Here is a 21,881-nt window from a genome sequence, read left to right on the forward strand (position 1 = left end):
CCAGACCTGTGGGGGCGGGCTTTTTTCTTGCGCCTTTCGTGGGTTGCGAGGGCCAACCGGCTTGCGCGAAGCCGTCAAAACTGGCATCGCTAGGAAACCGAAGCTGGTTTGATGCGTTTCCGAGATGTCTGGGCCTGGAACGACCATGACCCCGACGCCGAACAGGCTTGATGCCGCGCCTATGGGGGATAGGATGATCCGTTCCGAACTGATCCAGAAGATTGCTGATGAAAACCCGCATCTCTTCCGGCGCGATGTCGAGCGGATCGTGAATACCGTGTTCGAGGAGATCATCGATGCCATGGCGCGCGGAAACCGCGTCGAGTTGCGCGGCTTCGGGGCGTTCTCGGTCAAGAAGCGCGACTCCCGCACCGGCCGCAACCCGCGCACCGGCGAGGCGGTCGATGTCGACGAAAAGCATGTGCCGTTCTTCAAGACCGGCAAATTGCTACGGGATCGGTTGAACGGCGAGGCCTGACCGTCGTAGAAAGGGCCAAGGACCGTGCGGCGCCTCGTTGCCACGGTCGCGCAAGTTCAAGGATTTCCGATGCGCCTCATCCGACTGCTGTTCCTCGCCCTTCTTGCCATTCTGCTGGTCGCGGTCGCGCTGGCCAATCGCGGCGTCGTGACGCTGTCGGCCTTTCCTGCCAATTTCGGACAGTATCTGGGCGGCAGCTGGTCGGTCGATCTGCCGCTGTTCCTGGTGATCTTCGTGACCTTCGCGCTTGGCATGCTGGCGGGACTTGTGTGGGAATATCTGCGCGAGGCCCATATCCGCCGCGAGGCAAGGCAGCGCAGCGCCGAGGTCGCCCGGCTGGAATCCGAGGTCGGCCATCTGCGCCAGAACCACGCCGCCCCGCGCGACGAGGTCGTGGCGATCCTGGACCGGCCCAGGACCGCGCGTCCCGCGGGCCCGGTCGCCTCGGCCGAACCCGCCCGGGGCACGACACTGCCCGCGCAACGCTGACGCGGGATGGCTCAGGTCAAGATTTGCGGGCTCAGCCAGCCCGCCGATGTGGCCGCGGCGGTTGATTCGGGCGCGCGCTATGTCGGCTTCGTGTTCTATCCGAAATCGCCACGCGCGGTGACAGCCGGTCAGGCGCGCAGGCTGGGCGCGGATCTGCCTCCGGGCGTTGCGCGCGTCGGTCTGTTCGTGAACCCCGACGACGCCATGCTCGAAGCGACGCTGGCCCAGGCGCCGCTGGACATGATCCAGCTTCACGGCAAGGAAAGTCCCGAACGCGTGGCGCAGGTCAAGGCGCTGACCGGACTGCCGGTCATGAAGGCTGTCGGGATCGCGGTGCCCGACGATCTGGGCGCGCTGACCGATTACGGTCTGGTCGCCGACATGCTGCTGGTTGACGCCAAGGCGCCGCCGGAAGCCGATCTTCCGGGCGGCAACGGGCTGGCGTTCGACTGGCGTCTGCTGGTCGGCCGGCGCTGGCTGCGTCCCTGGCTGCTGGCGGGCGGGTTGACGCCGCTGAACGTGGCCGAGGCGATCCGCCTGACCGGTGCGCCGGGCGTGGATGTCAGCTCTGGCGTGGAAACAGCGCCCGGTGTCAAGGACGCGGCGCTGATCCGTGATTTCATCGCCGCTTCGCGCTGACCTGGCCCTGCCGGGATCCAGCCGTCCCGCGTTGCCGTGCGTCCTGGGAGGGATCACAGAATGGCCGCACCCAGTCCGGAATTCCGCCACGCCACGCGCGACGACGTGCCCGCGGTGGTCGCGCTTCTTTTTGACGACGTCTTGGGGCGCAGCCGTGAAACAGCGCCCCGCGACCGCTATCTCGCGGCCTTTGACGCGATGCGCGGCGAAGGCCGGAACCACCTGATCGTCGCAGTCGCGGATGGCTTCATCGTGGCCTGCTATCAGATCACCTTCATCTCGGGCCTGTCGCTCGGCGCGTCGCGCCGCGCGCAGATCGAGGGCGTTCGCGTCGCCGCTGGCTGGCGCGGCCGCGGGATCGGCGAGTCGCTGATCCGCGACGCCGAGGCACGTGCCCGCGAGGCCGGCTGCGCCCTGATGCAGTTCACCACCAGCAAGGCGCGCAGCGAGGCCCATCGCTTCTACGACCGCATGGGCTTCACCCCGAGCCATATCGGCTATAAGAAGCCGCTCTAGGCTTCTTCGTCGCCCAGTGATCCATTCCAACCGCGAAGGCATATCCCATGGCCGATGATCTGGTGAACAGCTTCAAGCACGGTCCCGACGAACAGGGACGCTTCGGCATCTATGGCGGACGCTTCGTCAGCGAGACCCTGATGCCGCTGATCCTCGAACTCGAGGCGGAGTACGAACGGGCCAAGACAGACGCCGGTTTCTGGGCCGAGATGGACGATCTGTGGACCCATTACGTCGGCCGACCCTCGCCGCTGTATCACGCCGAGCGGATGTCCGAACGGCTTGGGGGCGCCAGGATCTACATGAAGCGCGACGAGCTGAACCACACGGGCGCGCACAAGATCAACAATGTGCTGGGGCAGATCCTGCTGGCCCGCCGGATGGGCAAGACCCGCATCATCGCGGAAACCGGCGCCGGTCAGCACGGCGTGGCGACCGCGACCGTCTGCGCGCGGTTCGGGTTGAAATGCATCGTCTACATGGGCGCGCATGACGTGGAACGGCAGGCCCCGAACGTCTTCCGCATGCGCCTGCTGGGTGCCGAGGTGGTGCCGGTCACCAGCGGACGCGGGACGCTGAAGGACGCGATGAACGACGCGCTGCGCGACTGGGTGACGAATGTGCGCGACACGTTCTACTGCATCGGCACGGTCGCGGGGCCGCATCCCTACCCGGCGATGGTCCGCGACTTCCAGTCGATCATCGGCAAGGAGGTCCGCGAACAGATCATGCCCCGCGAGGGGCGGCTGCCCGATACCATCATCGCCGCGATCGGCGGGGGCTCGAACGCGATGGGCCTGTTCTATCCGTTCCTCGACGACAAGGAGGTCCGCATCATCGGCGTCGAGGCCGGCGGCAAGGGCGTCGATGACCGGATGGAGCATTGCGCCAGCCTGTCGGGCGGCCGCGCGGGCGTCCTGCACGGCAACCGGACCTACCTGCTGCAGGACGATGACGGGCAGATCCTCGAGGGCCACTCGATCAGCGCCGGGCTCGACTATCCCGGCATCGGCCCGGAACATGCCTGGCTGAAGGACATGGGCCGCGCGGAATATGTCAGCATCACCGATGACGAGGCCCTGGCCGCCTTCCAGTTCAGCTGCGAGACCGAAGGCATCATCCCGGCGCTGGAACCCAGCCATGCGCTGGCGCATGTCATGAAGATCGCGCCCGACCTGCCCGCGGACCACATCATCGTGATGAACATGTGCGGGCGCGGCGACAAGGACATCTTCACCGTCGCCAAGCATCTGGGCTTCGACATCAGGACCTGACGGGGCCGCCTGCGGCGGAAGCCCGCCGAGCGCCCGCCCGGATGTGGCGGGTGCTGAAACCTTCTCGCCGGCGGATCGTTTGCCTCCACACCGCATGAAGGAGGTTGGATCATGCTGAATCACACGCTCAAGGCACTGATGACCGGAGGCAAGGCCGCAGCGCTTGTCGCCCTGATGGGCAGCACCGCGCTGGCGCAGGATGCCGGCACCGAAACCGTGATCGTCCCGGCCCCCGCGCTGGATACCGAAAGCGCGATCGGGGTGGTGGTGGAAGGCGGATTGCCGGTCCTCGAACAGCTGGACAACGATCAGGCCATCGCCGAGACCCTGGTCGCGCAGGGTTTCACCGACATCCATATCCTGCGCGAAGGGGCGCTGATGACCGTCACGGCGCAGCGTGCCGGCCAGCCTGTCAAGCTTGTCTACAGCGTTGCCAATGGCAGCCTTGTGTCGATCGATGACGTAAAGCTGCGCGCCGAGGGCGAGGCCAGTTCCGGCGACGACCCCGCAACCCCGCAGACCGATGCCGACGGCACGGCGTCACCCGATGACACGACCGGCGTCGGGGACGGCAGCACGGGCGGCCAGGACCGGTCCACGGATGGCCCCGATACCGAAGCCGACCGCGACGAAGCCGACACCGGCGCGGATGGTGCATCGGACGGCGGAGACGGGGAAACAGCCGGGTCCGACGATTCCGCGAGCGATGGCGCGGCTTCGTCCGGCGACGGGTCCGACGCCGGGTCGGATGGCGATGCGGGCGGAGACTCCGATGGCGGGACCGGCGGTGACGGCTCGGACGGCGGTGAAACCAACGGGTGATTCGATCAGGCCCCCGCGCTGGAACCGCGCGGGGGCCTTGCCGATGGCGGCCCGGAAGGGTGTCACGCGCACCCGGCCTGGCCTTTCCGGCGCCGCCTCGACCGTATGGGGCGATCCGTCCGTTTGCGGCCTAGTCCTGTGGATCGGCGATCGCATGGGCGCGCAGCAATTCGATCGGTACGATGTCCAGCGTCGCCGCATGGGTGGATTCAAGCACCACTTGCGGGGCCGCCATTTCCTGTGCCGCCTGCAAGAACCGCGCCGCGCACAGACACCAGCGGTCACCCGGCTTCAGACCGGGAAACCGGTACTCCGGACGCGGCGTGCTGAGGTCGTTGCCAAGATAGGCCGACATCGCCAGGAATTCGGCGGTGACGACCACGCAGACCGTGTGTCTGCCTGTATCTTCCGGGCCGGTGTCGCAGCAGCCATTGCGATAGAACCCGGTCAGGGGCTTCATCGAGCAAGGCTGCAAGGACCCGCCCAGCACGTTCAGCGATGGCACCATGAGTGTCCCTCCCGTTCGCCAGCAAGGCTAGCGGGCCGGGCCGCAGAGGCCAAGCCCCTGATCGTTTCAGCCGTCGGTCAAGCCGGCGCTTCGGGGCGCGCCAGCGCAGCCAGCGCCCGTGGAAATCCGCGCGACCCAGCCGCCAGCCGCGCGCCTCGTTCACCTGAAGCGTTCGGTCAGCGCTCGCAGGCGATCGCCAAGGCTCTGCGGCGCTTCGGCTGCCTCGCTGTCGGTTTTCGCGGCGGTGGGCGCGGGTGACGCGGCCGGATCCGGTGTCGGCGCGACACCGCTCTTGCCGCGTTCGCCGGTCGCGCTGCGTGCCGGCGCCGTGCGTGCCGCGACCGCGTTCTGGAACCGCCCCTGATCCCCCGCGGCCAGGAACGCCGCCCCGTCCGAGATGCCGCGCAGCAGGTCGTCCAGCCAGTCCTGTTCCGCCTTGGCGAAATCCGACAGCACATAGGACGCGACCTTGTCCTTGTGCCCCGGATGGCCGATGCCCAGCCTGACGCGGGCGTAATCGGTCCCGATATGCTGATGGATGGACCGCAGGCCGTTATGCCCCGCATGGCCTCCGCCCTGCTTGACCCGCGCCTTGCCCGGCGCCAGGTCCAGTTCGTCATGCAGGACGATGACCTCGGCCGGGGTCAGCTTCAGATAGCGCATCGCCTCGCCCACGGACTGCCCCGACAGGTTCATGAATGTCTGCGGCTTGAGCAGGACCACCCGCGCGTCACCCAGCCGGCCCTCGGCCACCAATCCCTGAAAGCGCGGCTTCCACGGCCCCAGCCCGTGATCGGCAGCGATACGCTCGACGGCCATGAAACCGATATTGTGCCGGTTCGCCGCGTATTTCGCGCCGGGATTGCCAAGTCCCACGATCAGCTTCATGCCCGCCTCCTGCCATGTCCCGTGGATGATCACCGTCGGCGAATTTCGATCCATCCCTTGCGGCGGACCTTGCCGGTTACTAAGACTCTGTCAACCTTTCGCGGCTATGAGATGGGATAACCGCCCGGTCGAATCGCGGGAAACAGGGATAAAAAGGCAAGGACAGAGCATGAGCGATCCGGCAGAATTCTACATGAACACTCTCGTTCCGATGGTCGTCGAACAGACCTCGCGCGGCGAGCGTGCCTACGACATCTTCTCGCGACTGCTGAAGGAACGCATCATCTTCGTGTCGGGGCCGGTCCATGACGGCATGTCCACGCTGATCTGCGCGCAGTTGCTGTTCCTCGAGGCGGAAAACCCGTCCAAGGACATCAGCATGTACATCAACAGCCCCGGCGGTGTCGTGACCTCGGGACTGTCGATCTATGACACGATGCAGTATATCCGGCCGCGCGTCTCGACGCTGGTGGTGGGGCAGGCGGCCTCGATGGGCTCGCTGCTGCTGTCGGCCGGAGAGCCGGGCCTGCGCTATTCGCTGCCAAACAGCCGCGTGATGGTGCACCAGCCTTCGGGTGGATATCAGGGCCAGGCGACCGATATCCTGATCCATGCCCGCGAAACCGAAAAGCTGAAGCGGCGCCTGAACGAGATCTATGTCAAGCATACCGGCAAGTCGCTGGAAGAGGTCGAAGAGGCGCTTGAGCGGGACCGGTTCATGGCGCCGGAAGAAGCGAAGGAGTGGGGCCTGATCGACGAGGTGCTGGCACCGCGCGGCAAGGCCGAGCCAGAGAAGAAATAAGGCCCGTTGGGGATTGTGACTGAGCCACGTGACCCCTAACATGGCGCGAACGCAACGTGGCGGCCCCCGAAGGGTCGCCACGGACGATCACCGAAGCGGCTCGCGGTCAGGAAACCGCAGCCGCCCGCAGGCCAGGCGGGTCGGCGGCAATCAAGGAAATGGACGATGGCGAACCAGTCCGGCGGCGACAGCAAGAACACGCTTTATTGCAGCTTTTGCGGCAAGAGCCAGCACGAGGTCCGCAAGCTGATCGCGGGCCCGACCGTCTTCATCTGCGATGAATGCGTCGAGCTGTGCATGGATATCATCCGCGAGGAAACGAAAGCCACGGGGCTCAAATCCGGTGACGGCGTGCCGACGCCGAGAGAGATCTGCCAGGTGCTCGATGACTACGTGATCGGTCAGGAACACGCCAAGCGCGTGCTGTCCGTCGCCGTCCACAACCACTACAAGCGCCTGAATCACGGCGCCAAGTCGGATATCGAGCTGGCGAAGTCGAACATCCTGCTGATCGGGCCGACCGGCTGCGGCAAGACCCTGCTGGCCCAGACGCTGGCGCGGATCCTGGATGTGCCCTTCACGATGGCCGATGCGACAACGCTGACCGAGGCGGGCTATGTGGGCGAGGATGTCGAGAACATCATCCTCAAGCTGCTGCAGTCCAGCGAATACAATGTCGAGCGTGCGCAGCGCGGCATCGTCTATATCGACGAGGTCGACAAGATCACGCGCAAGTCCGACAACCCCTCTATCACCCGCGACGTGTCGGGCGAGGGCGTGCAGCAGGCGCTGCTGAAGATCATGGAGGGCACGGTCGCCAGCGTGCCGCCGCAAGGCGGGCGCAAGCATCCGCAGCAGGAATTCCTGCAGGTCGATACGACGAACATCCTGTTCATCTGCGGCGGCGCATTCTCGGGGCTGGACCGGATCATCGCTCAGCGCAACAAGGGCACCGCGATGGGCTTCGGCGCGTCGGTCAAGGAAAACGATGACCGAGGCGTGGGCGAGATGTTCAAGGAACTGGAGCCGGAGGACCTGCTCAAGTTCGGCCTGATCCCGGAATTCGTCGGTCGCCTGCCGGTGATCGCGACGCTGACCGATCTGGACGAGGATGCGCTGATCATCATCCTGACCAAGCCGAAGAACGCGCTGGTCAAGCAGTATCAGCGGCTTTTCGATCTGGAAGGCGTGCAGCTGACCTTCACCGATGACGCGCTGAGCGCGATTGCCAAGCGCGCGATCAAGCGCAAGACCGGTGCCCGCGGCCTGCGCTCGATCATGGAGGACATCCTGCTCGACACGATGTTCGAACTGCCCGGGCTGGACAGCGTCGAAGAGGTCGTGGTCAACGAGGATGCGGTCGATAACCCCGCGGTCAAGCCGCTGCTGATCCACGCGGATCAGAAGAAGGAAAGCGCGTCGGCCGGTTGATCCGGCCGCCGGCCATGCCCGGCGCCCCCGGCACCGGCGCATGGTCGCGCTTGACGGGTCGCCGCGACGATATGTCCTGACCCCGATACCGCTCGGACCTTGCTGCGGTCGCCCCGCGGAGGCTGGACCTTCGGGCCGAGTTGCGCCATATCTTGACCAGCCCCTGAAGGATGAGGTTCGCACCCATGTCGTTTCTGCTTCGTGCCCTGACCTGGTGGAACAGCCAGACGCTCAATACACAGTTCTGGACCTGGCGGAACGGCACGAAGGTCGGTGAGGACGAGCAGGGAAACCTGTTCTACCAGAACAAGGATGGCTCGCGCCGCTGGGTTATCTATAACGGCGAATCCGAGGCGAGTCGCGTCACCCCCGAATGGCATGGCTGGCTGCACCACACCTGGAACGAGACGCCGACCGAGGTGCCGCTGATCCACAGGGCCTGGGAAAAGCCGCATGTTCCGAACCTGACCGGCACGTCCGGCGCCTACCATCCCGAGGGTTCGCTGTACCGGGCAGAGCCCGCCACCCGGCGCGATTACGATGCGTGGCAGCCTGAATAGATGACCGCCCAGGCCGAGCATCGGGCGGAACAGCGCGCCGAGCTGATCGCCGGCGCCGTGGTGCTGGCGGTCGCTTCCGGCTTTCTGGCATGGGCTGCGGGAGGTGATCTGATGCACCAGCGCGGCTACGAGCTGGCCGCTTCCTTTCCCGATGTCGATGGCATCGAGGTCGGCACAGAGGTTCGGCTGGCTGGCGTCAAGATCGGGCGTGTCTCGGGCGTCAGTCTCAATCCGCAGACCTACATGGCCGATGCCCGGATCAGCATCCCCGAAAGGATCGTCCTGCCGGCAGACAGCGCCGCGATCATTCAGTCGGACGGGCTTCTTGGCGGGTCCTATATCCAGATCCAGCCGGGCGGAAGCATGGAGAATCTTGGCCCCGGCGACGAGATCGAGGATGTACAGGGCGCGGTCAGCCTGATCCAGCTGATGATGAAATTCGTCGACAGCCAGTCGTCGGACGACGGGGCCGCGCGATGATCCGCTTGCTGGCGATCGTGGCCGCGCTGACGGCCGGACCGGCGGCCTCGGCGCAGGACGTCGCGCGGGCAAGCGGCGCCCTGCTGCGCGGACTGGACAAGGTATCGGGGCGCACCACCGATCTGCAGATGCAGGTTGGCGCGGCCGTGCGTTACGGACGGCTTGAGGTGCGCCTGGGCGAATGCCGATACCCGGCAAGCGATCCCAGTTCGGATGCCTACGCGCAGCTCACGATCACCGATCTGTCGCAGAACGTGATGCTGTTCAGTGGCTGGATGATCGCCAGCTCTCCGGCGCTGTCGTCGCTGGATGATGCGCGCTACGATGTCTGGGTGATTTCCTGCCAGAGCTGATCGGCCGACAGAAGGGCCGCGCCCCCGAAATCCGCCTCTTTCGCCAGGGCGGCCCGCAACCGCCGTCGATAGGCCGTTCGCGAGATCTCGACGCCGCCCATCCGTGAAAGATGAGGGGTCAGGAACTGCGTGTCGAAAAGGCTGAAACCGCAGCGCGCCAGATGGCTGGATGTCCACAGCAGCGCCATCTTCGAGCCGTTCGTGCGCGCCGAAACCATGGACTCGCCGAAGAAGGCAGCGCCCAGGGTGACGCCGAAAATCCCCCCCGCGAAGCCGCCCTCGTGACGGATCTCAAGCGCATGGGCGTGGCCGGCGTCGTGCAGGTCACGGTAGAGCCGCGCCAGCGTCGCGTTGATCCAGGTCACGTCCCGATCCGCACAGGCTGCGACGATCGCGTCGAAATCGCCATCGAGATGTGCGGACCACCCGCCCCTTCGCAGATCGCGCAGCAGCGAACGCGAGGCATGCACGCCGCCCACCGGCACGATGCCTCGCAACGGCGGGTCGAACCAGGAGAGGCGCGGATCATCCGCGGTTTCGGCCATGGGGAAGAACCCCTGCGCATAAGCGGACAGCAATTGCGCGGGGGTCAGCATGGTCGCCTGCTCAGTGGAACTTCTTTTCCAGCCAGCGTTCCAGCCAGTGAATGGAGTAGTTTCCGTTCCGGATATCGGGCTCGGCCAGCAGCGCGCGGAACAGCGGCACGGTGGTATCGACGCCGTCCACGATCAGTTCCCCCAGCGCCCGGTCCAGCCGGGCAAGCGCCTCGCGCCGGTCGCGGCCATGCACGATCAGCTTGCCGATCAGGCTGTCGTAATAGGGCGGGATCGAGTAGCCCTGATAAAGCGCGGAATCGATCCGCACCCCAAGTCCGCCAGGCGCATGATACTGGCTGATCCTGCCGGGGCAGGGGGTGAAGCCCGGGACCTTCTCGGCGTTGATGCGGACCTCGATGGCATGACCGCGGATCGACAGGTCCTCTTGCCGGAACTCCATCTCTTCGCCGGCGGCGACCAGGATCTGCTGGCGCACCAGGTCGACATCGAAGATCGCCTCGGTCACCGGATGTTCGACCTGAAGCCGGGTGTTCATCTCTATGAAATAGAACTCGCCATCCTCGAACAGGAACTCGATGGTGCCGGCGCCGGCATAGGCGATCTTGCCGACCGCGTCGGCGCAGATCGCCCCGATCTCGGCGCGCTGCTCGGGCGTTATGGCGGGGCCGGGGGCTTCTTCCAGGACTTTCTGGTGGCGCCGCTGCAGCGAGCAGTCGCGCTCGCCCAGATGAACGGCGCGTCCCTTGCCGTCGCCGAAGACCTGGATCTCGATGTGGCGGGGTCTTTGCAGATATTTCTCGATATAGACGTCCGGGTTGCCGAAGGCCGCCTTGGCCTCGGCGCGGGCGGTCCTGAAGGCGACCTCGATGCCCTTTTCGTCCGCTGCCACCTTCATGCCGCGCCCGCCGCCGCCAGCGGTTGCCTTGATGATGACCGGATAGCCGATCTCTGCCGCGACGCTCTTGGCCGCGTTCACGTCATCGACGCCACCCTCGCTGCCGGGCACGCAGGGCACGCCAAGTGCCTTCATGGTGTCCTTGGCGGTGATCTTGTCGCCCATGATGCGGATATGTTCGGCACGCGGACCGATGAAGGTGATGCCGTGGTCTTCCAGCATCTGCACGAATCCGGCATTCTCGGACAGGAAGCCGTAGCCTGGATGGATCGCCTGTGCCCCGGTGATCTCGCAAGCCGAGATGATCGCGGGCATCGACAGGTAGCTGGCCGAAGATGGCGCCGGACCGATACAAACCGATTCGTCGGCCATGCGGACATGCATGGCATCGGCGTCGGCGGTGGAATGGACCGCGACCGATGCGATGCCCATTTCGCGGCAGGCGCGAATCACGCGCAGGGCGATCTCGCCCCGGTTGGCGATCAGGATCTTGTCGAACATCCGGTCCTCACTCGACGACCATGAGGGGGGCGCCGAATTCGACCGGGCTGCCATCATCGATCAGGATCCGCTTGACGGTGCCCGCGCGCGGCGCGGGGATGTGGTTCATGGTCTTCATTGCCTCGACGATCATCAGTGTCTCGCCCTCGGCGACGGACTGGCCGATCTGGACGAAGGGCGCAGAGCCGGGTTCGGCCGACAGATAGGCGGTGCCGACCATGGGCGAGGTCACCGCACCGGGCAGGCGCGCCGGGTCCTCGTGCCCCGATGACGGTGCGGCGCCGGATTCAGCGGCCGGAGCCGACACGGGGGCCGCGGGCGCGGGTGCCGGCGCTGGGGCATAGGATATCTGCTTGCCGTGCTTGGAGAGGCTGATCGTCAGCCGGTCATGCTCGCCGTATTCCCGCTTGACCGAAATCTCGCTCAGCTCGCTTGCGTTCAGCAGCTCGGCCAGCGACTGGATGAAGGCCACGTCGCCCTCGTGATGCTTGCCGTTTGTCGAATCGTTGCTCATGCCATCCTCTGCCGTGTTCTGGTCCCGCATTTGTCGCATTCCGGGCGGTTCGGACGCTTATATCCCCGGAAAGCGGTCCAGGGGAAGGGTTTCGCACCATCGCAAGCACGCATGCCTAGTTTCGCGCCGCCTTTTCCGCGATCCCCGAGATCCCCTCGCGCCGCGACAGCTCTGCCTCGACATCGTCCAGCGTAAGGTCCCTTGCGGCCAGCATGACCATCAGGTGGTAGATCACGTCCGCCGCCTCGCCGGTCAGCCGCTCGCGGTCGCCCCTGACCGCCTCGATGATCGCCTCGACGGCCTCTTCGCCGAATTTTTCGGCGCATTTCTCAGGTCCGCTGGCCAGCAGCTTCGCGGTCCAGCTGCTGTCGGGATCGGCGGCCTTGCGGGCGGCGATGGTCGCGGAAAGGCGGGTCAGCGCGCTCATGTCAGCCGCATCGGAATGCCGGCCCGGGCCATGTGGGCCTTGGCCTCGGCGATGGTGAAGGTGCCGAAATGAAAGATGGAGGCCGCCAGAACCGCGCTGGCATGGCCTTCGGTCACGCCCTCGACCAGGTGGTCCAGCGTGCCGACCCCGCCCGAGGCGATCACCGGGATGCCGACCGCGTCGGCGATCGCGCGGGTCAGCGGCAGGTTGAATCCCGCCCGGGTGCCGTCGCGGTCCATGCTGGTCAAGAGGATCTCGCCCGCGCCCCTGGCCTCGACGGTGAGGGCGAATTCCAGCGCGTCGATGCCGGTCGGCTTGCGCCCGCCATGGGTGAAGATTTCCCAGCCTCCGCCGGCGACGGTCTTGGCGTCGATGGCCACCACGATGCACTGGCTGCCGAACCGGTCGGCGGCCTCGGCGACCACAGCGGGATCGGCGACCGCGGCCGAGTTGAAGCTGACCTTGTCCGCGCCGGCCAGCAGCAGGTCGCGCACATCGTTGTGGCTGCGCACCCCGCCCCCGACCGTCAGCGGCACGAAGCATTGTTCGGCGGTGCGGGTCACCAGGTCGAACATCGTGCCCCGATTCTCGTGGGTGGCGTGGATGTCGAGAAAGCAGATCTCGTCGGCGCCGGCGGCGTCATAGGCGCGCGCCGCCGCGACGGGATCGCCGGCGTCGATCAGGTCCACGAAATTCACGCCCTTGACCACGCGGCCATCGGCGACATCCAGGCAGGGAATGATCCGGGTCTTCAGCATCGCCCGCTTCTAGCGTGGCTTGCGGCGGCGGGGAAGGGGGGGCTTGCCGCGCCGGGCCTGGCCTTTTCTGCGCAGCAACCGCGCGCATCCCGCGCCGCCCTGGTTCAGCGCAGCGCCGCCAGCGCCTGGGTCAGATCCAGCGCGCCATCATACAGCGCCCGGCCCGAGATGGCGCCCGCGATGACGCGGGTCCGAGCCAGCGCCTTGAGGTCGTCCATCGAGGAAACGCCGCCCGAGGCGATGACCGGGATATTGACCGTGCGGGCCAGCGCCTCGGTCGCCGCGATATTCGGCCCCTGCATGGCGCCGTCGCGGTCGATGTCGGTGTAGATGATTGCCGCGACCCCGGCATCCTCGAAGCGCCCCGCCAGGTCGGTGGCCGAAAGATTCGTCGCAGTCGCCCAGCCGCGGGTCGCGACCCGGCCGCCCCGTGCGTCGATGCCGACCGCGATGCGGCCCGGAAACGCGTCCGACGCCTCGCGGACAAGATCGGGGTCCTCGACCGCGACGGTGCCCAGGATCACCCGGGTCAGACCGCGGTCCAGCCAGCTTTCGATCGTCGCCATGTCGCGGATCCCGCCGCCAAGCTGGGCGGGGATCGTGATCGACCGAAGGATCGCCTCGACCGCGTCCGCGTTCACCGGGCGTCCCTCGAAGGCGCCATTCAGATCGACCAGGTGCAGCCATTCGGCGCCGGCATCCTGGAACGCGCGGGCCTGCGCGGCCGGATCGCTGCCAAAGACGGTCGCCGCCTCCATGTCGCCGCGAAGCAGGCGGACGCAGTTGCCGTCCTTGAGGTCGATGGCGGGGTAAAGGATCATCGTCGTTCTCGCGGTCGTTTGTTCGCGCCCGGTCTGCCATCTTCGGCGACCGAGGGGAAGGGCGCGACCTCACGTCAGGCTTGCATGAGCGCCATCCCGCGCCGCAAACTTCCCGAAGATGCCGAGGAGGAGCCGAGCATGAAGAAGATAGCCGCCGTCGCCGCCATTCTTGTGGCCGCCGCCACCGCCACCGCCGCTGGCGCCGATCCGATCGAGGGAGTCTGGCAGACGCAGCCCGACGAGGGCGCCTTCGCCTATGTGACCATCGCCCCGTGCGGTGGCGCATTCTGCGGCACGATCGACCGCAGCTTCAAGGACAAGGCGGAATACGCGTCGCCAAATCTCGGACGCCAGATCGTCATCGACATGGTGCCGCAAGGGGATGGCAAATACGTGGGCAAGGTCTGGCGGCCGGCCAACGACAAGATCTATCAGGGCAAGGCCAGCGTGGCGGGCGACCGGATGAGCCTGTCGGGCTGCGTCGCCGGCGGGCTTCTGTGCAAGAGCCAGACCTGGGCGCGCATCCGCTAGCGGGGCATCCGGACCGGTCGCCGTCCGGCCAGGCCGGAGGCGCTGTGCCGTTGACGGCCCGGACCTGCCGGGGCGCCATGCCGCGGGCCAGGACCGGATGGCTTGCACCGGGCGGGATGGGCGCTAGTCTTTCGCCAGCCCGCCCCTGAACAGGATTGTCGCCATGCCGAACAAGGTCGTCTTGCCGCGCGACGCCGCCGCATTGATCCACAGTGGCGACACGATCACCACCTCGGGGTTCGTGGGGGCTGGCGTTCCCGATTGCCTGCTGAAGGCGCTGGCCGACCATTTTGCCGAAACCGGCGAGCCGCGCGACCTGACTTTGGTCTTTGCGGCCGGGCAGGGCGACGGCAAGGGGCGTGGTCTTGACCGGCTCTGCGCGCCGGGACTGGTCCGGCGCGTGATCGGCGGCCACTGGGGCCTGATCCCGGCGCTTGGCGCCCGCGCGGTCAAGGGCGAGATCGAGGGCTGGAACTTTCCGCAGGGCGTCATCAGCCATCTGTTCCGCGACATCGCCGCCGGCAAGCCCGGCACGCTGACCCATGTCGGGCTGGAGACCTTTGTCGATCCGCGGCAGGGCGGGGGACGCGTCAGCCCCGCCGCCAGCGAGGATCTGGTCGAACTGGTCACGCTCGGCGGCGAGGAGCAGCTGTTCTATCACGCGATGCCCATCCATGTGGCGCTGCTGCGCGGCTCGACCGCTGACGAGCGCGGCAACATCACGATGGAACGCGAGGCGCTGATCCTCGACAACCTGGCGCAGGCGATGGCGGTGCGGAATTCCGGCGGCGTGGTGATCGTCCAGGTCGATCAGATCGTGGCGGGCGGCAGCCTGTGCGCGCGCGATGTGGTCATTCCGGGCGTGCTGGTCGATGCCGTGGTCGAAGCGCCGGCCGAGCTGCATCCGCAGACCTATGCCAGCCAGTACAACCGCTACTTCACCGGCCGCTACCGCGCCCCGCAAGGCGCCGACGCCCCGCTGCCGCTGGAGATCCGCAAGGTGATCGCGCGTCGCTGCGCGATGGAACTGCCGATCGGCGGGACCGTCAACCTGGGCATCGGCATGCCCGAGGGGGTGGCTTCCGTCGCGGCCGAAGAAGGCCTTCTGCACCATGTGACCCTGACCGCCGAGCCGGGCGTGATCGGCGGACAGCCCGCGTCGGGGCTGGATTTCGGGGCCGCGATCAACACCGATGCGATCATCGCCCAGAACCAGCAGTTCGATTTCTATGATGGCGGCGGGCTGGACATGGCCTGCCTGGGCATGGCCGAGACGGATCGGCACGGCAATGTGAATGTCAGCCGCTTCGGCGCGCGTCTGTCCGGGGCCGGCGGCTTCATCAATATCAGCCAGAACGCCGGCAAGCTGGTCTTTGCCGGAACATTCTTGGCGGACGGTCTTGATGTCGCGATCGCCGACGGACGTCTGTCGATCCGGACCGAGGGCCGGGCGCGCAAGTTCACGGACGCGGTCCAGCAGGTGACGTTCAGCGGGCCGCGCGCCCGGCGGATGCGCCGCCCGGTCATCTTCGTGACCGAACGCTGCGTGTTCGAACTGGACACGGACGGGCTGCGCCTGACCGAGATCGCGCCGGGCATCGATCCGGACCGGGACATCCTGCCGCTGATGGACTTCACGCCGCTGATGGACCGGCCCGCCACGATGGACCCGCGGATCTTTTCCGATGCGCCGATGGGGCTGCGCGACGAGATGCTGGACATTCCGCTGTCGCGCCGCATCCATTTCGACCCCCTGAAGGACATCCTGTTCATCAACCTGTCGCGCATGGCGATCCGCGAGGCTGCCGATATCGCGGCGGTGAAACAGGCGGTCGAGTCGGCGCTGGCCGGGCTGGGGCGGCGGGTGAACGTGGTGGTGAATTACGACCTGACACGGATCGAGGATCGGCTTGCCCATGACTGGGCCGACATGGTCGGCGATCTGGAAGACCGGCTCTATGACAGGGTCACGCGCTATTCGACCTCGGCCTTCCTGCGCCGCCGCCTGGGCGAGACGCTGGAGGCAAGGCGACGGCCGACCATCTATGACAGCGAGGAGGCCGCGCAGGCGGCCCTGCTTGGCGAATAGCGTTCCCGGGCGTTTTCACGCGCAAGTGAGGCGGGACGGCGGCCATGGCTTTTGGGCGATCCGCCGGGTCTGGGCTATGCTGGCGTCATGCCCAGAGGGAGCCAGGCCATGACGATCAGGACCACCATTGCCGCCGTCCTTGCCTGCTGCGGCCTGTCGCTGCTGCTGGCAACGCCGGCCGACGCGCAGCAGGGGCGCCGGATGAGCCACTGCATCGCGATCGCGGACGCCGCGCCGGGGATCACGTATCTGCACCATGCCTCGTGGACCGAGCCGGCGCCCTCCGGTGCGCTGCGCATCCACTATATCGGCCATTCGATGTTCCTGATCCGCAGCGAGACGGGGGTTTCGATCGTCACCGATTACAATGGCAATCTTGGGCCGGCCGGCTTCCGGCCCGACATTGTCACGATGAACCGTGCCCATTCATCGCACTGGACCGACCGCGTCGAGGGGATCGGACATGTGCTGCGGGGATGGTCCGAGGATCAGTTCGGCATCGCCGCCGACCACCATCTGGAACTCGACGACGTGCTGATTCGCAACGTCACCAGCGACATCCGCAGCTGGGGGACCGTCGAGGAAGACGGCAATTCGATCTTCGTGTTCGAACTGGCCAATCTGTGCGTGGCGCATCTTGGCCATCTGCATCAGGAACTGAACGACGCCCAGTATGCGGCGCTGGGTCGGATCGACGTGCTGATGGTGCCCGTCGATGGCAGCTATACGATGGACCTGCGGGCGATGATGCGCGTCGTCGCGCGGCTGCGCAGCGCGGTGGTCATCCCGATGCACTGGTTCGGGCCATCGCGGCTGGAGATGTTCCTGACCGGCATGGCCGAGGATTTCGTCATCCAGCGGGCAGGCACCAGCCAGATCACCCTGTCGCTGTCCAGCCTGCCCCGGCAACCAACGGTGATCGTGCTGGACCCGCAACCGCTGGCCGAGTGAGGGCCGCGGGCTTCGGCCGTCCCGGGCCCGGGGCTTGATCTCTCGCGGGTCGAACCGGACCGGCCTCTGCCGGTTTTCTCGGCGCGCCGCCTGTCCAGCGGCCTCGCCAGGCGTCAGGGATGCGCGACGACCCCGCATGTCGCGCGGGCGTGCGACCGACACCCTGTTGCGCGAACCGGGCCAAGCGCGAACTGGCCTGGCATCCGGGGCGCGGCGAGCGTCAGGCGCTGCGCCACTGCGAGAGGCAGGGGATCTTTTCACGGTCGCAGCGATCGGCGTATTTGCGCGCGATCTCCTGCACCTCGGTCAGCAGCCCGTCCTCCAGCTTGATCGGCTCCAGCCCCAGCCCCAGGAAGCGGTCGTTGACGACGTGAAGGTCGTTCTCGTCGGCCTCGTTGCGCGGGTTCTGAAGGAACGCCACCTCCACCCCGGTCTGCGTCGCGATCATCTGCGCCAGATCGCGGACGCGATGGGTTTCGGTCATCTGGTTCAGGATGTTGACACGGTCGCCCCTTGCGGGCGGGTTCGCCAGGGCAAGCTCGATGCAGCGGCAGGTGTCCTGGATGTGGATGAAGGCGCGGGTCTGACCGCCCGTGCCATGCACCGTCAGCGGATACCGGACCGCCGCCTGCATCAGGAACCGGTTCAGGACGGTCCCGTAATCGCCGTCATAGTCGAAACGGTTGATGAGGCGCTCGTCCAGGCGGGTCTCCTCGGTCTGGGTGCCCCAGACGATGCCCTGATGCAGGTCGGTGATCCGCACGCCGTCATTCTTGTTGTAATAGGCGAAGAACAGCTGATCCTGCGTCTTGGTCATGTGGTAGATGCTGCCAGGGTTGGCCGGATAGAGGATCTCCTGCCGGTGGGGTCCCTGCGCGGTCTCGACCGTGACCTGCAGATAGCCCTCGGGGATCTTCATGCCCGCCGTGCCGTAGCCATAGACGCCCATCGTGCCAAGATGCATCAGGTGGATGTCCTGGCCGCTTTCGACGATCGCGGCCAGCACGTCATTGGTCGCGTTCAGGTTGTTGTTGACCGTGTAACGCTTGTGCCAGCTGGATTTCATCGAATAGGGCGCGGCCCGCTGTTCGGCGAAATGGATCACGGCGTCGGGCCGTTCCTGCTGAAACAGCGTCAACAGACGGTGGTAGTGCTTGCCAATGGTGAATTTCTCGACGCGGATGGAGCGACCGGTCAGTTGCCGCCAGGCCCGCACGCGTTCGCCCAGAGGCCGGATCGGGGTCAGGCTGTCCACCTCCAGTTCGACGTCGATCTTGCGACGCGACAGGTTGTCCACGATGATGACGTCATGTCCGCGTGCCGACAGATGCAGGGCGGTGGGCCAGCCGCAGAAGCCGTCTCCACCCAGAATGATGATCTTCATGAGAATGCCTTCGTAAGCGTTCCTTGCGCCCGCTTCTTAGAACGCGCGCGCCGGACCCGCCATAGCGTGCAACTTGGCCGACATGAATCTGTCGCAATGACGCGCGCGCTCAACCGGCCGCGGCCCGCTCCATGTTCGCCATATGCGCGTCGATCGCGTCCTCGAGATCGTGGTAATAGCTCAGCCTGCCATGTTCGAGTACCGCCCCGGCGTCGCAGATGCCGCGCAGCGTCGCCAGCGAATGGGACACCACAAGCGCCCCGGATGTCGCCATGCGCGCGTTGAAGACCCGCTTCGACTTGGCCTTGAAGGACGCGTCTCCGACCGCCGAGACCTCATCGACCAGATAGGTGTCAAACGGCACCGCCATGGACACGCCAAAGGCCAGCCTTGCCCGCATCCCCGAAGAATAGGTCCGGAACGGCAGATAGAAATGGTCGCCAAGCTCGGCGAAATCCTCGACGAAATCGCGCATTTCCCCCGTGTCGACGCCATAGACGCGGGCGACGAAGCGGCAGTTCTGCTCGCCCGTCAATTCGCCGTTGAACGACCCCGAGAAACCGACCGGCCAGCTGATCGTGCCGGTCGAGAGGATCCGTCCCGAAGTCGGCAGCATCGCCCCCGAGATCATCCGCAGCAGCGAGGACTTGCCCGCCCCGTTCCGTCCCAGCAGCCCGACCGACACGCCGGTCGGAAAGTCCGCCGTGATGTTGTCGGCGACCATTTTCGTCATGCCGTTCAGCTTGTAGATCTTGGTCAGGTTCTCGAGACGGATCATCGCCGGTCGCGCAGACTGTAGAAGATCAGGACGCCGATCACCCAGATCACCAGAAGGAAACCGCCGATGATCAGCATCAGCTTGGCGCGTTCCGGATATTCGGCCTCTTGCGCCAGGGTCGGCTTGACATAGGCGGCCAGATAGCGGGACTGGCGCGCCGCCTCGGCGCGGGCCGTGTCGAAGCCGGCCAGCGCCGCGGTATAGGTGCGTTCGGCGAACTCGCGATCGACCGACAGCGTTTCGTACTGGCCGACCAGTTCGGACAGCAACTCGCCGGTGGCGGTCTCCGAGCCGAATTTCTGCCGCTCGGCCTGGATCTGGTCGCGGATGACGTCGATCCGCAATTGCGTCTGTTCGATCCGCGGGTCGTTGGGCTGGGCATTGGCCTGCAACAGCCCCAGCGCGACAAGCTGTTCGGCCAGTTGCTGCTGCAACGAGGACACGACGCCGACCTGGCCCTGCACATCCGCGATCGGATCGACAAGCTGGTGGCGATTGCGGAATTCGGTGATCGCCCGGCGAGCTTCCTTCAGCCGCGCCAGCGCCTCGTCCAGTTCGGTGCGCGAATAGCGCAGCGCGTCCTCGCGGGCGATGTCGTTCAACTGGTTGATCAGCAGCGTGCTTTCATCAAAGACCGCCTGCGCGATGCTCTGGGCATCGACCGGATCGAAGGCCAGCACGTGCAGGTCGATCATGCCGTCGTCGTAATAGACGCTGACCTTGCGTTCCCATTCGGACTTCAGGTCCTCGAGCGATCCCGTGCCATCGTAGCGAAAGATCGGGTCGTCGGGCGCCTTCGACCAGATCGCGGCCAGATCCAGCCGTTCGTTCACCCGCTCGACCAGATCGCGGCTCTGGATGAACTTGTAGAGGATGTCGGTGTCGCTGCTGGAACTGCTGGTCATGCCCACCAGAGAGGTCAGCCCGCCAAGCAGTTCCGACGAGGTCGGTCCGGATTCGCTGCGAACCGAAAATCCCAGTGCCGAGGAATACTGATCGACCGCGCGCGTGTAGAGATACCAGCCGCTGGCCGCCACGGGTGCTGCGACCATCAGCAGGAAGCTCAGCAGCACGCCGACATGGCGAAGCCCGATCCGCGCGCGACGCGCCGGGGGCGGCACCGCCTGCTGGCGCGGCAGGCGGCGGCCTGCGGGCCTGCCCGCCTTGCCCGGACCGCGCGCGCGCCTGCCGGCGCCCGGGGTCGCTGCGGGTTCGGGCCGGGTCGCGTCGTCCGCCGCGTCAGCCCTGGCGTCGGGCGCTGCCTCGCGCGCCTTGGCGAGGGCGATCCGACGCATCTGCCGCTTGCGCCGCCTCATCAGCTCAAGATCTTCCGGGTCCTTTTCAGGAGCGGGTGCGGCGGGCTCGGTCGGCTGTGTCGCGCCATCATCGGCTGCCGTGTCGGGATCGTCGTGGGGGCCGGTCTTCGCGTTCGGGTTCTGGGCGGACATGCGCTGGGGCTCCGGCCTGTCTGTTGATCTGTCGCTGCGTCTCATACATAAACACCCGGCACAGTTCCAGCGTCGATCCCCGATCGGATCGCGACCAGCGTAAGGCGACAGGCCTGAGACGATGTCCCAGATTCCACTTCCCAGCCTGCGGCGCGGCCGCGACCCGTCTTCGCCGACGCTGCGTCCGGTGCACAAGCAGCGCAGCTTTGCCAGTCTGCGAACCATCGGGGCGCTGGTCCTGCGCGAAATGTCGACCACCTATGGGCGGTCGGCCGGCGGCTATTTCTGGGCGATCGCCGAGCCGGTCGGCGGCATCGTCCTGCTGACGATGATCTTCTCTCTGGGGTTCCGGACCCCGCCGATCGGCACGAATTTCGCGATCTTCTATGCGACCGGCGTGGTGCCGTTCGTTGCCTATATGAGCATTTCGGGCAAGTCCGCGCAGGCGATCCGCTATTCCAAGTCGTTGCTGGCCTATCCTGCGGTGACCTTCGCGGATGCGCTGATCGCGCGCATCTTCATCAACACGGTGACGCAGGTGCTGGTCGCGTATCTGGTCTTCACGGGCATCCTGATGATGCAGGAGACCCGCACCGATCCGCAGATCCTGGAGATCGTTCAGGGTTTCGCGATGATGCTGGTGCTGGCCTCGGGCGTGGGGGTGGTCAACTGCTTCCTGTTCGCGGCCTTTCCCTGGTGGCAGTCCTTCTGGGCCATTCTGACGCGGCCGCTTTTCATCGTCTCGTGCATCTTCTTCATCTTCGACGACGTGCCCGAGCCGTATCGCAGCTATCTGTGGTACAACCCGCTGATCCACATCGTCGGCCAGATGCGGAAGGCCTTCTTCCCGTCCTATGCGGGCGACTATGTATCGCAGATCTATGTCTTTGCCGTTGGTCTGGGGTTGTTCGCGATCGGACTGGCGCTGCTGCATCGATATCACCGCGACCTGCTGAACAGCTGAGGCGCCGGTGCCTCAGCCGATCC

The 21,881-nt window shown here is 66.2% G+C and carries 26 protein-coding genes; 15 read left to right on the top strand and 11 right to left on the bottom strand.

The genetic code is table 11. The features are described 5' to 3' along the window. Positions 1-193: 193 nt before the first annotated feature. From ihfB to L1965_RS13740, 6 genes are all read left to right on the top strand, one after another. The gene (gene ihfB / locus L1965_RS13715) at positions 194-478 is read left to right on the top strand and encodes an integration host factor subunit beta (RefSeq protein WP_235757016.1); all 285 of its coding nucleotides are present in this window, start codon (positions 194-196) and stop codon (positions 476-478) included. Positions 479-547: 69 nt separating this feature from the next. Beyond that, positions 548-967: a LapA family protein gene (locus L1965_RS13720; RefSeq protein WP_235757017.1), complete on the top strand. Its 420-nt coding sequence runs from the start codon at positions 548-550 to the stop codon at positions 965-967. A 6-nt stretch (positions 968-973) separates the two neighbouring features. Then, positions 974-1,606 carry a phosphoribosylanthranilate isomerase gene (locus L1965_RS13725; RefSeq protein ID WP_235757018.1) on the top strand — a complete coding sequence of 211 codons (633 nt, stop codon included), beginning with the start codon at positions 974-976 and terminating at the stop codon, positions 1,604-1,606. Between the two features lie 60 nt (positions 1,607-1,666). Then, positions 1,667-2,122: a GNAT family N-acetyltransferase gene (locus L1965_RS13730; protein ID WP_235757019.1), complete on the top strand. Its 456-nt coding sequence runs from the start codon at positions 1,667-1,669 to the stop codon at positions 2,120-2,122. 47 nt (positions 2,123-2,169) lie between these two features. After that, entirely contained in the window at positions 2,170-3,396 is a 1,227-nt protein-coding gene (trpB, locus tag L1965_RS13735; RefSeq protein ID WP_235757020.1) for a tryptophan synthase subunit beta, read from the top strand. A gap of 111 nt (positions 3,397-3,507) precedes the next feature. Then, positions 3,508-4,218, top strand: coding sequence for a hypothetical protein (locus tag L1965_RS13740; RefSeq protein WP_235757021.1), 711 nt, complete (start codon positions 3,508-3,510; stop codon positions 4,216-4,218). Positions 4,219-4,348: 130 nt separating this feature from the next. On the opposite strand, the gene L1965_RS13745 is transcribed toward L1965_RS13740, so the two are convergent. Both L1965_RS13745 and pth read right to left on the bottom strand, forming a co-directional pair. Then, positions 4,349-4,726 carry a DUF2237 family protein gene (locus L1965_RS13745; protein WP_235757022.1) on the bottom strand — a complete coding sequence of 126 codons (378 nt, stop codon included), beginning with the start codon at positions 4,724-4,726 and terminating at the stop codon, positions 4,349-4,351. Between the two features lie 159 nt (positions 4,727-4,885). Further along, positions 4,886-5,614, bottom strand: coding sequence for an aminoacyl-tRNA hydrolase (gene pth / locus L1965_RS13750; RefSeq protein ID WP_235757023.1), 729 nt, complete (start codon positions 5,612-5,614; stop codon positions 4,886-4,888). A gap of 169 nt (positions 5,615-5,783) precedes the next feature. Between pth and L1965_RS13755 the strand changes: the two genes are divergently transcribed. From L1965_RS13755 to L1965_RS13775, 5 genes are all read left to right on the top strand, one after another. Next, the gene (locus L1965_RS13755; RefSeq protein ID WP_235757024.1) at positions 5,784-6,416 is read left to right on the top strand and encodes an ATP-dependent Clp protease proteolytic subunit; all 633 of its coding nucleotides are present in this window, start codon (positions 5,784-5,786) and stop codon (positions 6,414-6,416) included. A 165-nt stretch (positions 6,417-6,581) separates the two neighbouring features. Further along, a complete protein-coding gene (gene clpX, locus L1965_RS13760; protein WP_235757025.1) occupies positions 6,582-7,847 on the top strand; it encodes an ATP-dependent Clp protease ATP-binding subunit ClpX in 1,266 nt (421 codons plus the stop codon). 185 nt (positions 7,848-8,032) lie between these two features. Next, a complete protein-coding gene (locus L1965_RS13765) occupies positions 8,033-8,407 on the top strand; it encodes an NADH:ubiquinone oxidoreductase subunit NDUFA12 (RefSeq protein WP_235757026.1) in 375 nt (124 codons plus the stop codon). Continuing rightward, positions 8,408-8,887, top strand: a complete 480-nt coding sequence (mlaD, locus tag L1965_RS13770) for an outer membrane lipid asymmetry maintenance protein MlaD (RefSeq protein WP_235757027.1) — start codon at positions 8,408-8,410, stop codon at positions 8,885-8,887. It abuts the gene before it with no gap. Continuing rightward, positions 8,884-9,240, top strand: a complete 357-nt coding sequence (locus L1965_RS13775) for a DUF2155 domain-containing protein (RefSeq protein ID WP_235757028.1) — start codon at positions 8,884-8,886, stop codon at positions 9,238-9,240. Before mlaD ends, L1965_RS13775 begins: the two co-directional genes overlap by 4 nt. On the opposite strand, the gene aat is transcribed toward L1965_RS13775, so the two are convergent. The 6 genes from aat to hisA all read right to left on the bottom strand — a co-directional run bounded on the left by aat (position 9,207) and on the right by hisA (position 13,713). Then, positions 9,207-9,836 (bottom strand): leucyl/phenylalanyl-tRNA--protein transferase, encoded by a 630-nt coding sequence (gene aat / locus L1965_RS13780; protein ID WP_235757029.1) that lies wholly within the window; start codon positions 9,834-9,836, stop codon positions 9,207-9,209. The genes L1965_RS13775 and aat overlap by 34 nt on opposite strands. A 10-nt stretch (positions 9,837-9,846) precedes the next feature. Continuing rightward, positions 9,847-11,193 carry an acetyl-CoA carboxylase biotin carboxylase subunit gene (gene accC / locus L1965_RS13785; protein WP_235757030.1) on the bottom strand — a complete coding sequence of 449 codons (1,347 nt, stop codon included), beginning with the start codon at positions 11,191-11,193 and terminating at the stop codon, positions 9,847-9,849. 7 nt (positions 11,194-11,200) lie between these two features. Further along, positions 11,201-11,707: an acetyl-CoA carboxylase biotin carboxyl carrier protein gene (accB, locus tag L1965_RS13790; RefSeq protein ID WP_235757031.1), complete on the bottom strand. Its 507-nt coding sequence runs from the start codon at positions 11,705-11,707 to the stop codon at positions 11,201-11,203. A gap of 115 nt (positions 11,708-11,822) precedes the next feature. Then, a complete protein-coding gene (locus L1965_RS13795; protein WP_235757032.1) occupies positions 11,823-12,134 on the bottom strand; it encodes a phosphoribosyl-ATP diphosphatase in 312 nt (103 codons plus the stop codon). Continuing rightward, complete coding sequence (gene hisF, locus L1965_RS13800) at positions 12,131-12,892, bottom strand: imidazole glycerol phosphate synthase subunit HisF (protein ID WP_235757033.1); 762 nt, start codon at positions 12,890-12,892, stop codon at positions 12,131-12,133. Before hisF ends, L1965_RS13795 begins: the two co-directional genes overlap by 4 nt. Positions 12,893-12,996: 104 nt before the next feature. Then, positions 12,997-13,713, bottom strand: a complete 717-nt coding sequence (gene hisA, locus L1965_RS13805; RefSeq protein WP_235757034.1) for a 1-(5-phosphoribosyl)-5-[(5-phosphoribosylamino)methylideneamino]imidazole-4-carboxamide isomerase — start codon at positions 13,711-13,713, stop codon at positions 12,997-12,999. A gap of 138 nt (positions 13,714-13,851) precedes the next feature. On the opposite strand from hisA, the gene L1965_RS13810 reads away from it, so the two are divergent. The 3 genes from L1965_RS13810 (at position 13,852) to L1965_RS13820 (ending at position 17,284) form a co-directional block, all read left to right on the top strand. Then, positions 13,852-14,244, top strand: coding sequence for a DUF2147 domain-containing protein (locus L1965_RS13810; RefSeq protein ID WP_235757035.1), 393 nt, complete (start codon positions 13,852-13,854; stop codon positions 14,242-14,244). Positions 14,245-14,407: 163 nt separating this feature from the next. After that, positions 14,408-16,333 (top strand): acyl CoA:acetate/3-ketoacid CoA transferase, encoded by a 1,926-nt coding sequence (locus L1965_RS13815; RefSeq protein ID WP_235757036.1) that lies wholly within the window; start codon positions 14,408-14,410, stop codon positions 16,331-16,333. 108 nt (positions 16,334-16,441) lie between these two features. Then, complete coding sequence (locus L1965_RS13820) at positions 16,442-17,284, top strand: MBL fold metallo-hydrolase (protein WP_235757037.1); 843 nt, start codon at positions 16,442-16,444, stop codon at positions 17,282-17,284. A gap of 220 nt (positions 17,285-17,504) precedes the next feature. Here the strand turns inward: L1965_RS13820 and L1965_RS13825 are convergent, their stop codons facing one another. The 3 genes from L1965_RS13825 to L1965_RS13835 all read right to left on the bottom strand — a co-directional run bounded on the left by L1965_RS13825 (position 17,505) and on the right by L1965_RS13835 (position 20,894). Beyond that, complete coding sequence (locus tag L1965_RS13825) at positions 17,505-18,668, bottom strand: NAD-dependent epimerase/dehydratase family protein (RefSeq protein ID WP_235757038.1); 1,164 nt, start codon at positions 18,666-18,668, stop codon at positions 17,505-17,507. Positions 18,669-18,777: 109 nt separating this feature from the next. Then, complete coding sequence (locus L1965_RS13830) at positions 18,778-19,446, bottom strand: ABC transporter ATP-binding protein (protein ID WP_235757039.1); 669 nt, start codon at positions 19,444-19,446, stop codon at positions 18,778-18,780. Further along, entirely contained in the window at positions 19,443-20,894 is a 1,452-nt protein-coding gene (locus tag L1965_RS13835) for a KpsE/RkpR family capsule polysaccharide export protein (protein WP_235757040.1), read from the bottom strand. The genes L1965_RS13830 and L1965_RS13835 overlap by 4 nt, the downstream gene beginning before the upstream one ends. A 121-nt stretch (positions 20,895-21,015) precedes the next feature. Here L1965_RS13835 and L1965_RS13840 point away from each other — a divergent pair, with 121 nt between their 5' ends. Next, a complete protein-coding gene (locus L1965_RS13840) occupies positions 21,016-21,858 on the top strand; it encodes an ABC transporter permease (RefSeq protein ID WP_235757041.1) in 843 nt (280 codons plus the stop codon). Positions 21,859-21,881: the final 23 nt, after the last annotated feature.

Source organism: Paracoccus salsus (genome assembly GCF_021556615.1).
Taxonomy (GTDB): Bacteria; Pseudomonadota; Alphaproteobacteria; order Rhodobacterales; family Rhodobacteraceae; genus Paracoccus; species Paracoccus salsus.

Coding starts and splice junctions, on each gene's coding strand:
- L1965_RS13825 (WP_235757038.1), bottom strand. CDS start 18,668: ATGAAGATCATCATTCTGGGTGGAGACGGCTTCTGCGGCTGGCCCACC.
- mlaD (WP_235757027.1), top strand. CDS start 8,408: ATGACCGCCCAGGCCGAGCATCGGGCGGAACAGCGCGCCGAGCTGATC.
- L1965_RS13740 (WP_235757021.1), top strand. CDS start 3,508: ATGCTGAATCACACGCTCAAGGCACTGATGACCGGAGGCAAGGCCGCA.
- clpX (WP_235757025.1), top strand. CDS start 6,582: ATGGCGAACCAGTCCGGCGGCGACAGCAAGAACACGCTTTATTGCAGC.
- accC (WP_235757030.1), bottom strand. CDS start 11,193: ATGTTCGACAAGATCCTGATCGCCAACCGGGGCGAGATCGCCCTGCGC.
- L1965_RS13840 (WP_235757041.1), top strand. CDS start 21,016: ATGTCCCAGATTCCACTTCCCAGCCTGCGGCGCGGCCGCGACCCGTCT.
- L1965_RS13795 (WP_235757032.1), bottom strand. CDS start 12,134: ATGAGCGCGCTGACCCGCCTTTCCGCGACCATCGCCGCCCGCAAGGCC.
- L1965_RS13765 (WP_235757026.1), top strand. CDS start 8,033: ATGTCGTTTCTGCTTCGTGCCCTGACCTGGTGGAACAGCCAGACGCTC.
- aat (WP_235757029.1), bottom strand. CDS start 9,836: ATGCTGACCCCCGCGCAATTGCTGTCCGCTTATGCGCAGGGGTTCTTC.
- L1965_RS13720 (WP_235757017.1), top strand. CDS start 548: ATGCGCCTCATCCGACTGCTGTTCCTCGCCCTTCTTGCCATTCTGCTG.
- L1965_RS13830 (WP_235757039.1), bottom strand. CDS start 19,446: ATGATCCGTCTCGAGAACCTGACCAAGATCTACAAGCTGAACGGCATG.
- L1965_RS13745 (WP_235757022.1), bottom strand. CDS start 4,726: ATGGTGCCATCGCTGAACGTGCTGGGCGGGTCCTTGCAGCCTTGCTCG.
- hisA (WP_235757034.1), bottom strand. CDS start 13,713: ATGATCCTTTACCCCGCCATCGACCTCAAGGACGGCAACTGCGTCCGC.
- L1965_RS13835 (WP_235757040.1), bottom strand. CDS start 20,894: ATGTCCGCCCAGAACCCGAACGCGAAGACCGGCCCCCACGACGATCCC.
- trpB (WP_235757020.1), top strand. CDS start 2,170: ATGGCCGATGATCTGGTGAACAGCTTCAAGCACGGTCCCGACGAACAG.
- L1965_RS13725 (WP_235757018.1), top strand. CDS start 974: ATGGCTCAGGTCAAGATTTGCGGGCTCAGCCAGCCCGCCGATGTGGCC.
- hisF (WP_235757033.1), bottom strand. CDS start 12,892: ATGCTGAAGACCCGGATCATTCCCTGCCTGGATGTCGCCGATGGCCGC.
- L1965_RS13815 (WP_235757036.1), top strand. CDS start 14,408: ATGCCGAACAAGGTCGTCTTGCCGCGCGACGCCGCCGCATTGATCCAC.
- accB (WP_235757031.1), bottom strand. CDS start 11,707: ATGAGCAACGATTCGACAAACGGCAAGCATCACGAGGGCGACGTGGCC.
- ihfB (WP_235757016.1), top strand. CDS start 194: ATGATCCGTTCCGAACTGATCCAGAAGATTGCTGATGAAAACCCGCAT.
- L1965_RS13755 (WP_235757024.1), top strand. CDS start 5,784: ATGAGCGATCCGGCAGAATTCTACATGAACACTCTCGTTCCGATGGTC.
- pth (WP_235757023.1), bottom strand. CDS start 5,614: ATGAAGCTGATCGTGGGACTTGGCAATCCCGGCGCGAAATACGCGGCG.
- L1965_RS13775 (WP_235757028.1), top strand. CDS start 8,884: ATGATCCGCTTGCTGGCGATCGTGGCCGCGCTGACGGCCGGACCGGCG.
- L1965_RS13820 (WP_235757037.1), top strand. CDS start 16,442: ATGACGATCAGGACCACCATTGCCGCCGTCCTTGCCTGCTGCGGCCTG.
- L1965_RS13730 (WP_235757019.1), top strand. CDS start 1,667: ATGGCCGCACCCAGTCCGGAATTCCGCCACGCCACGCGCGACGACGTG.
- L1965_RS13810 (WP_235757035.1), top strand. CDS start 13,852: ATGAAGAAGATAGCCGCCGTCGCCGCCATTCTTGTGGCCGCCGCCACC.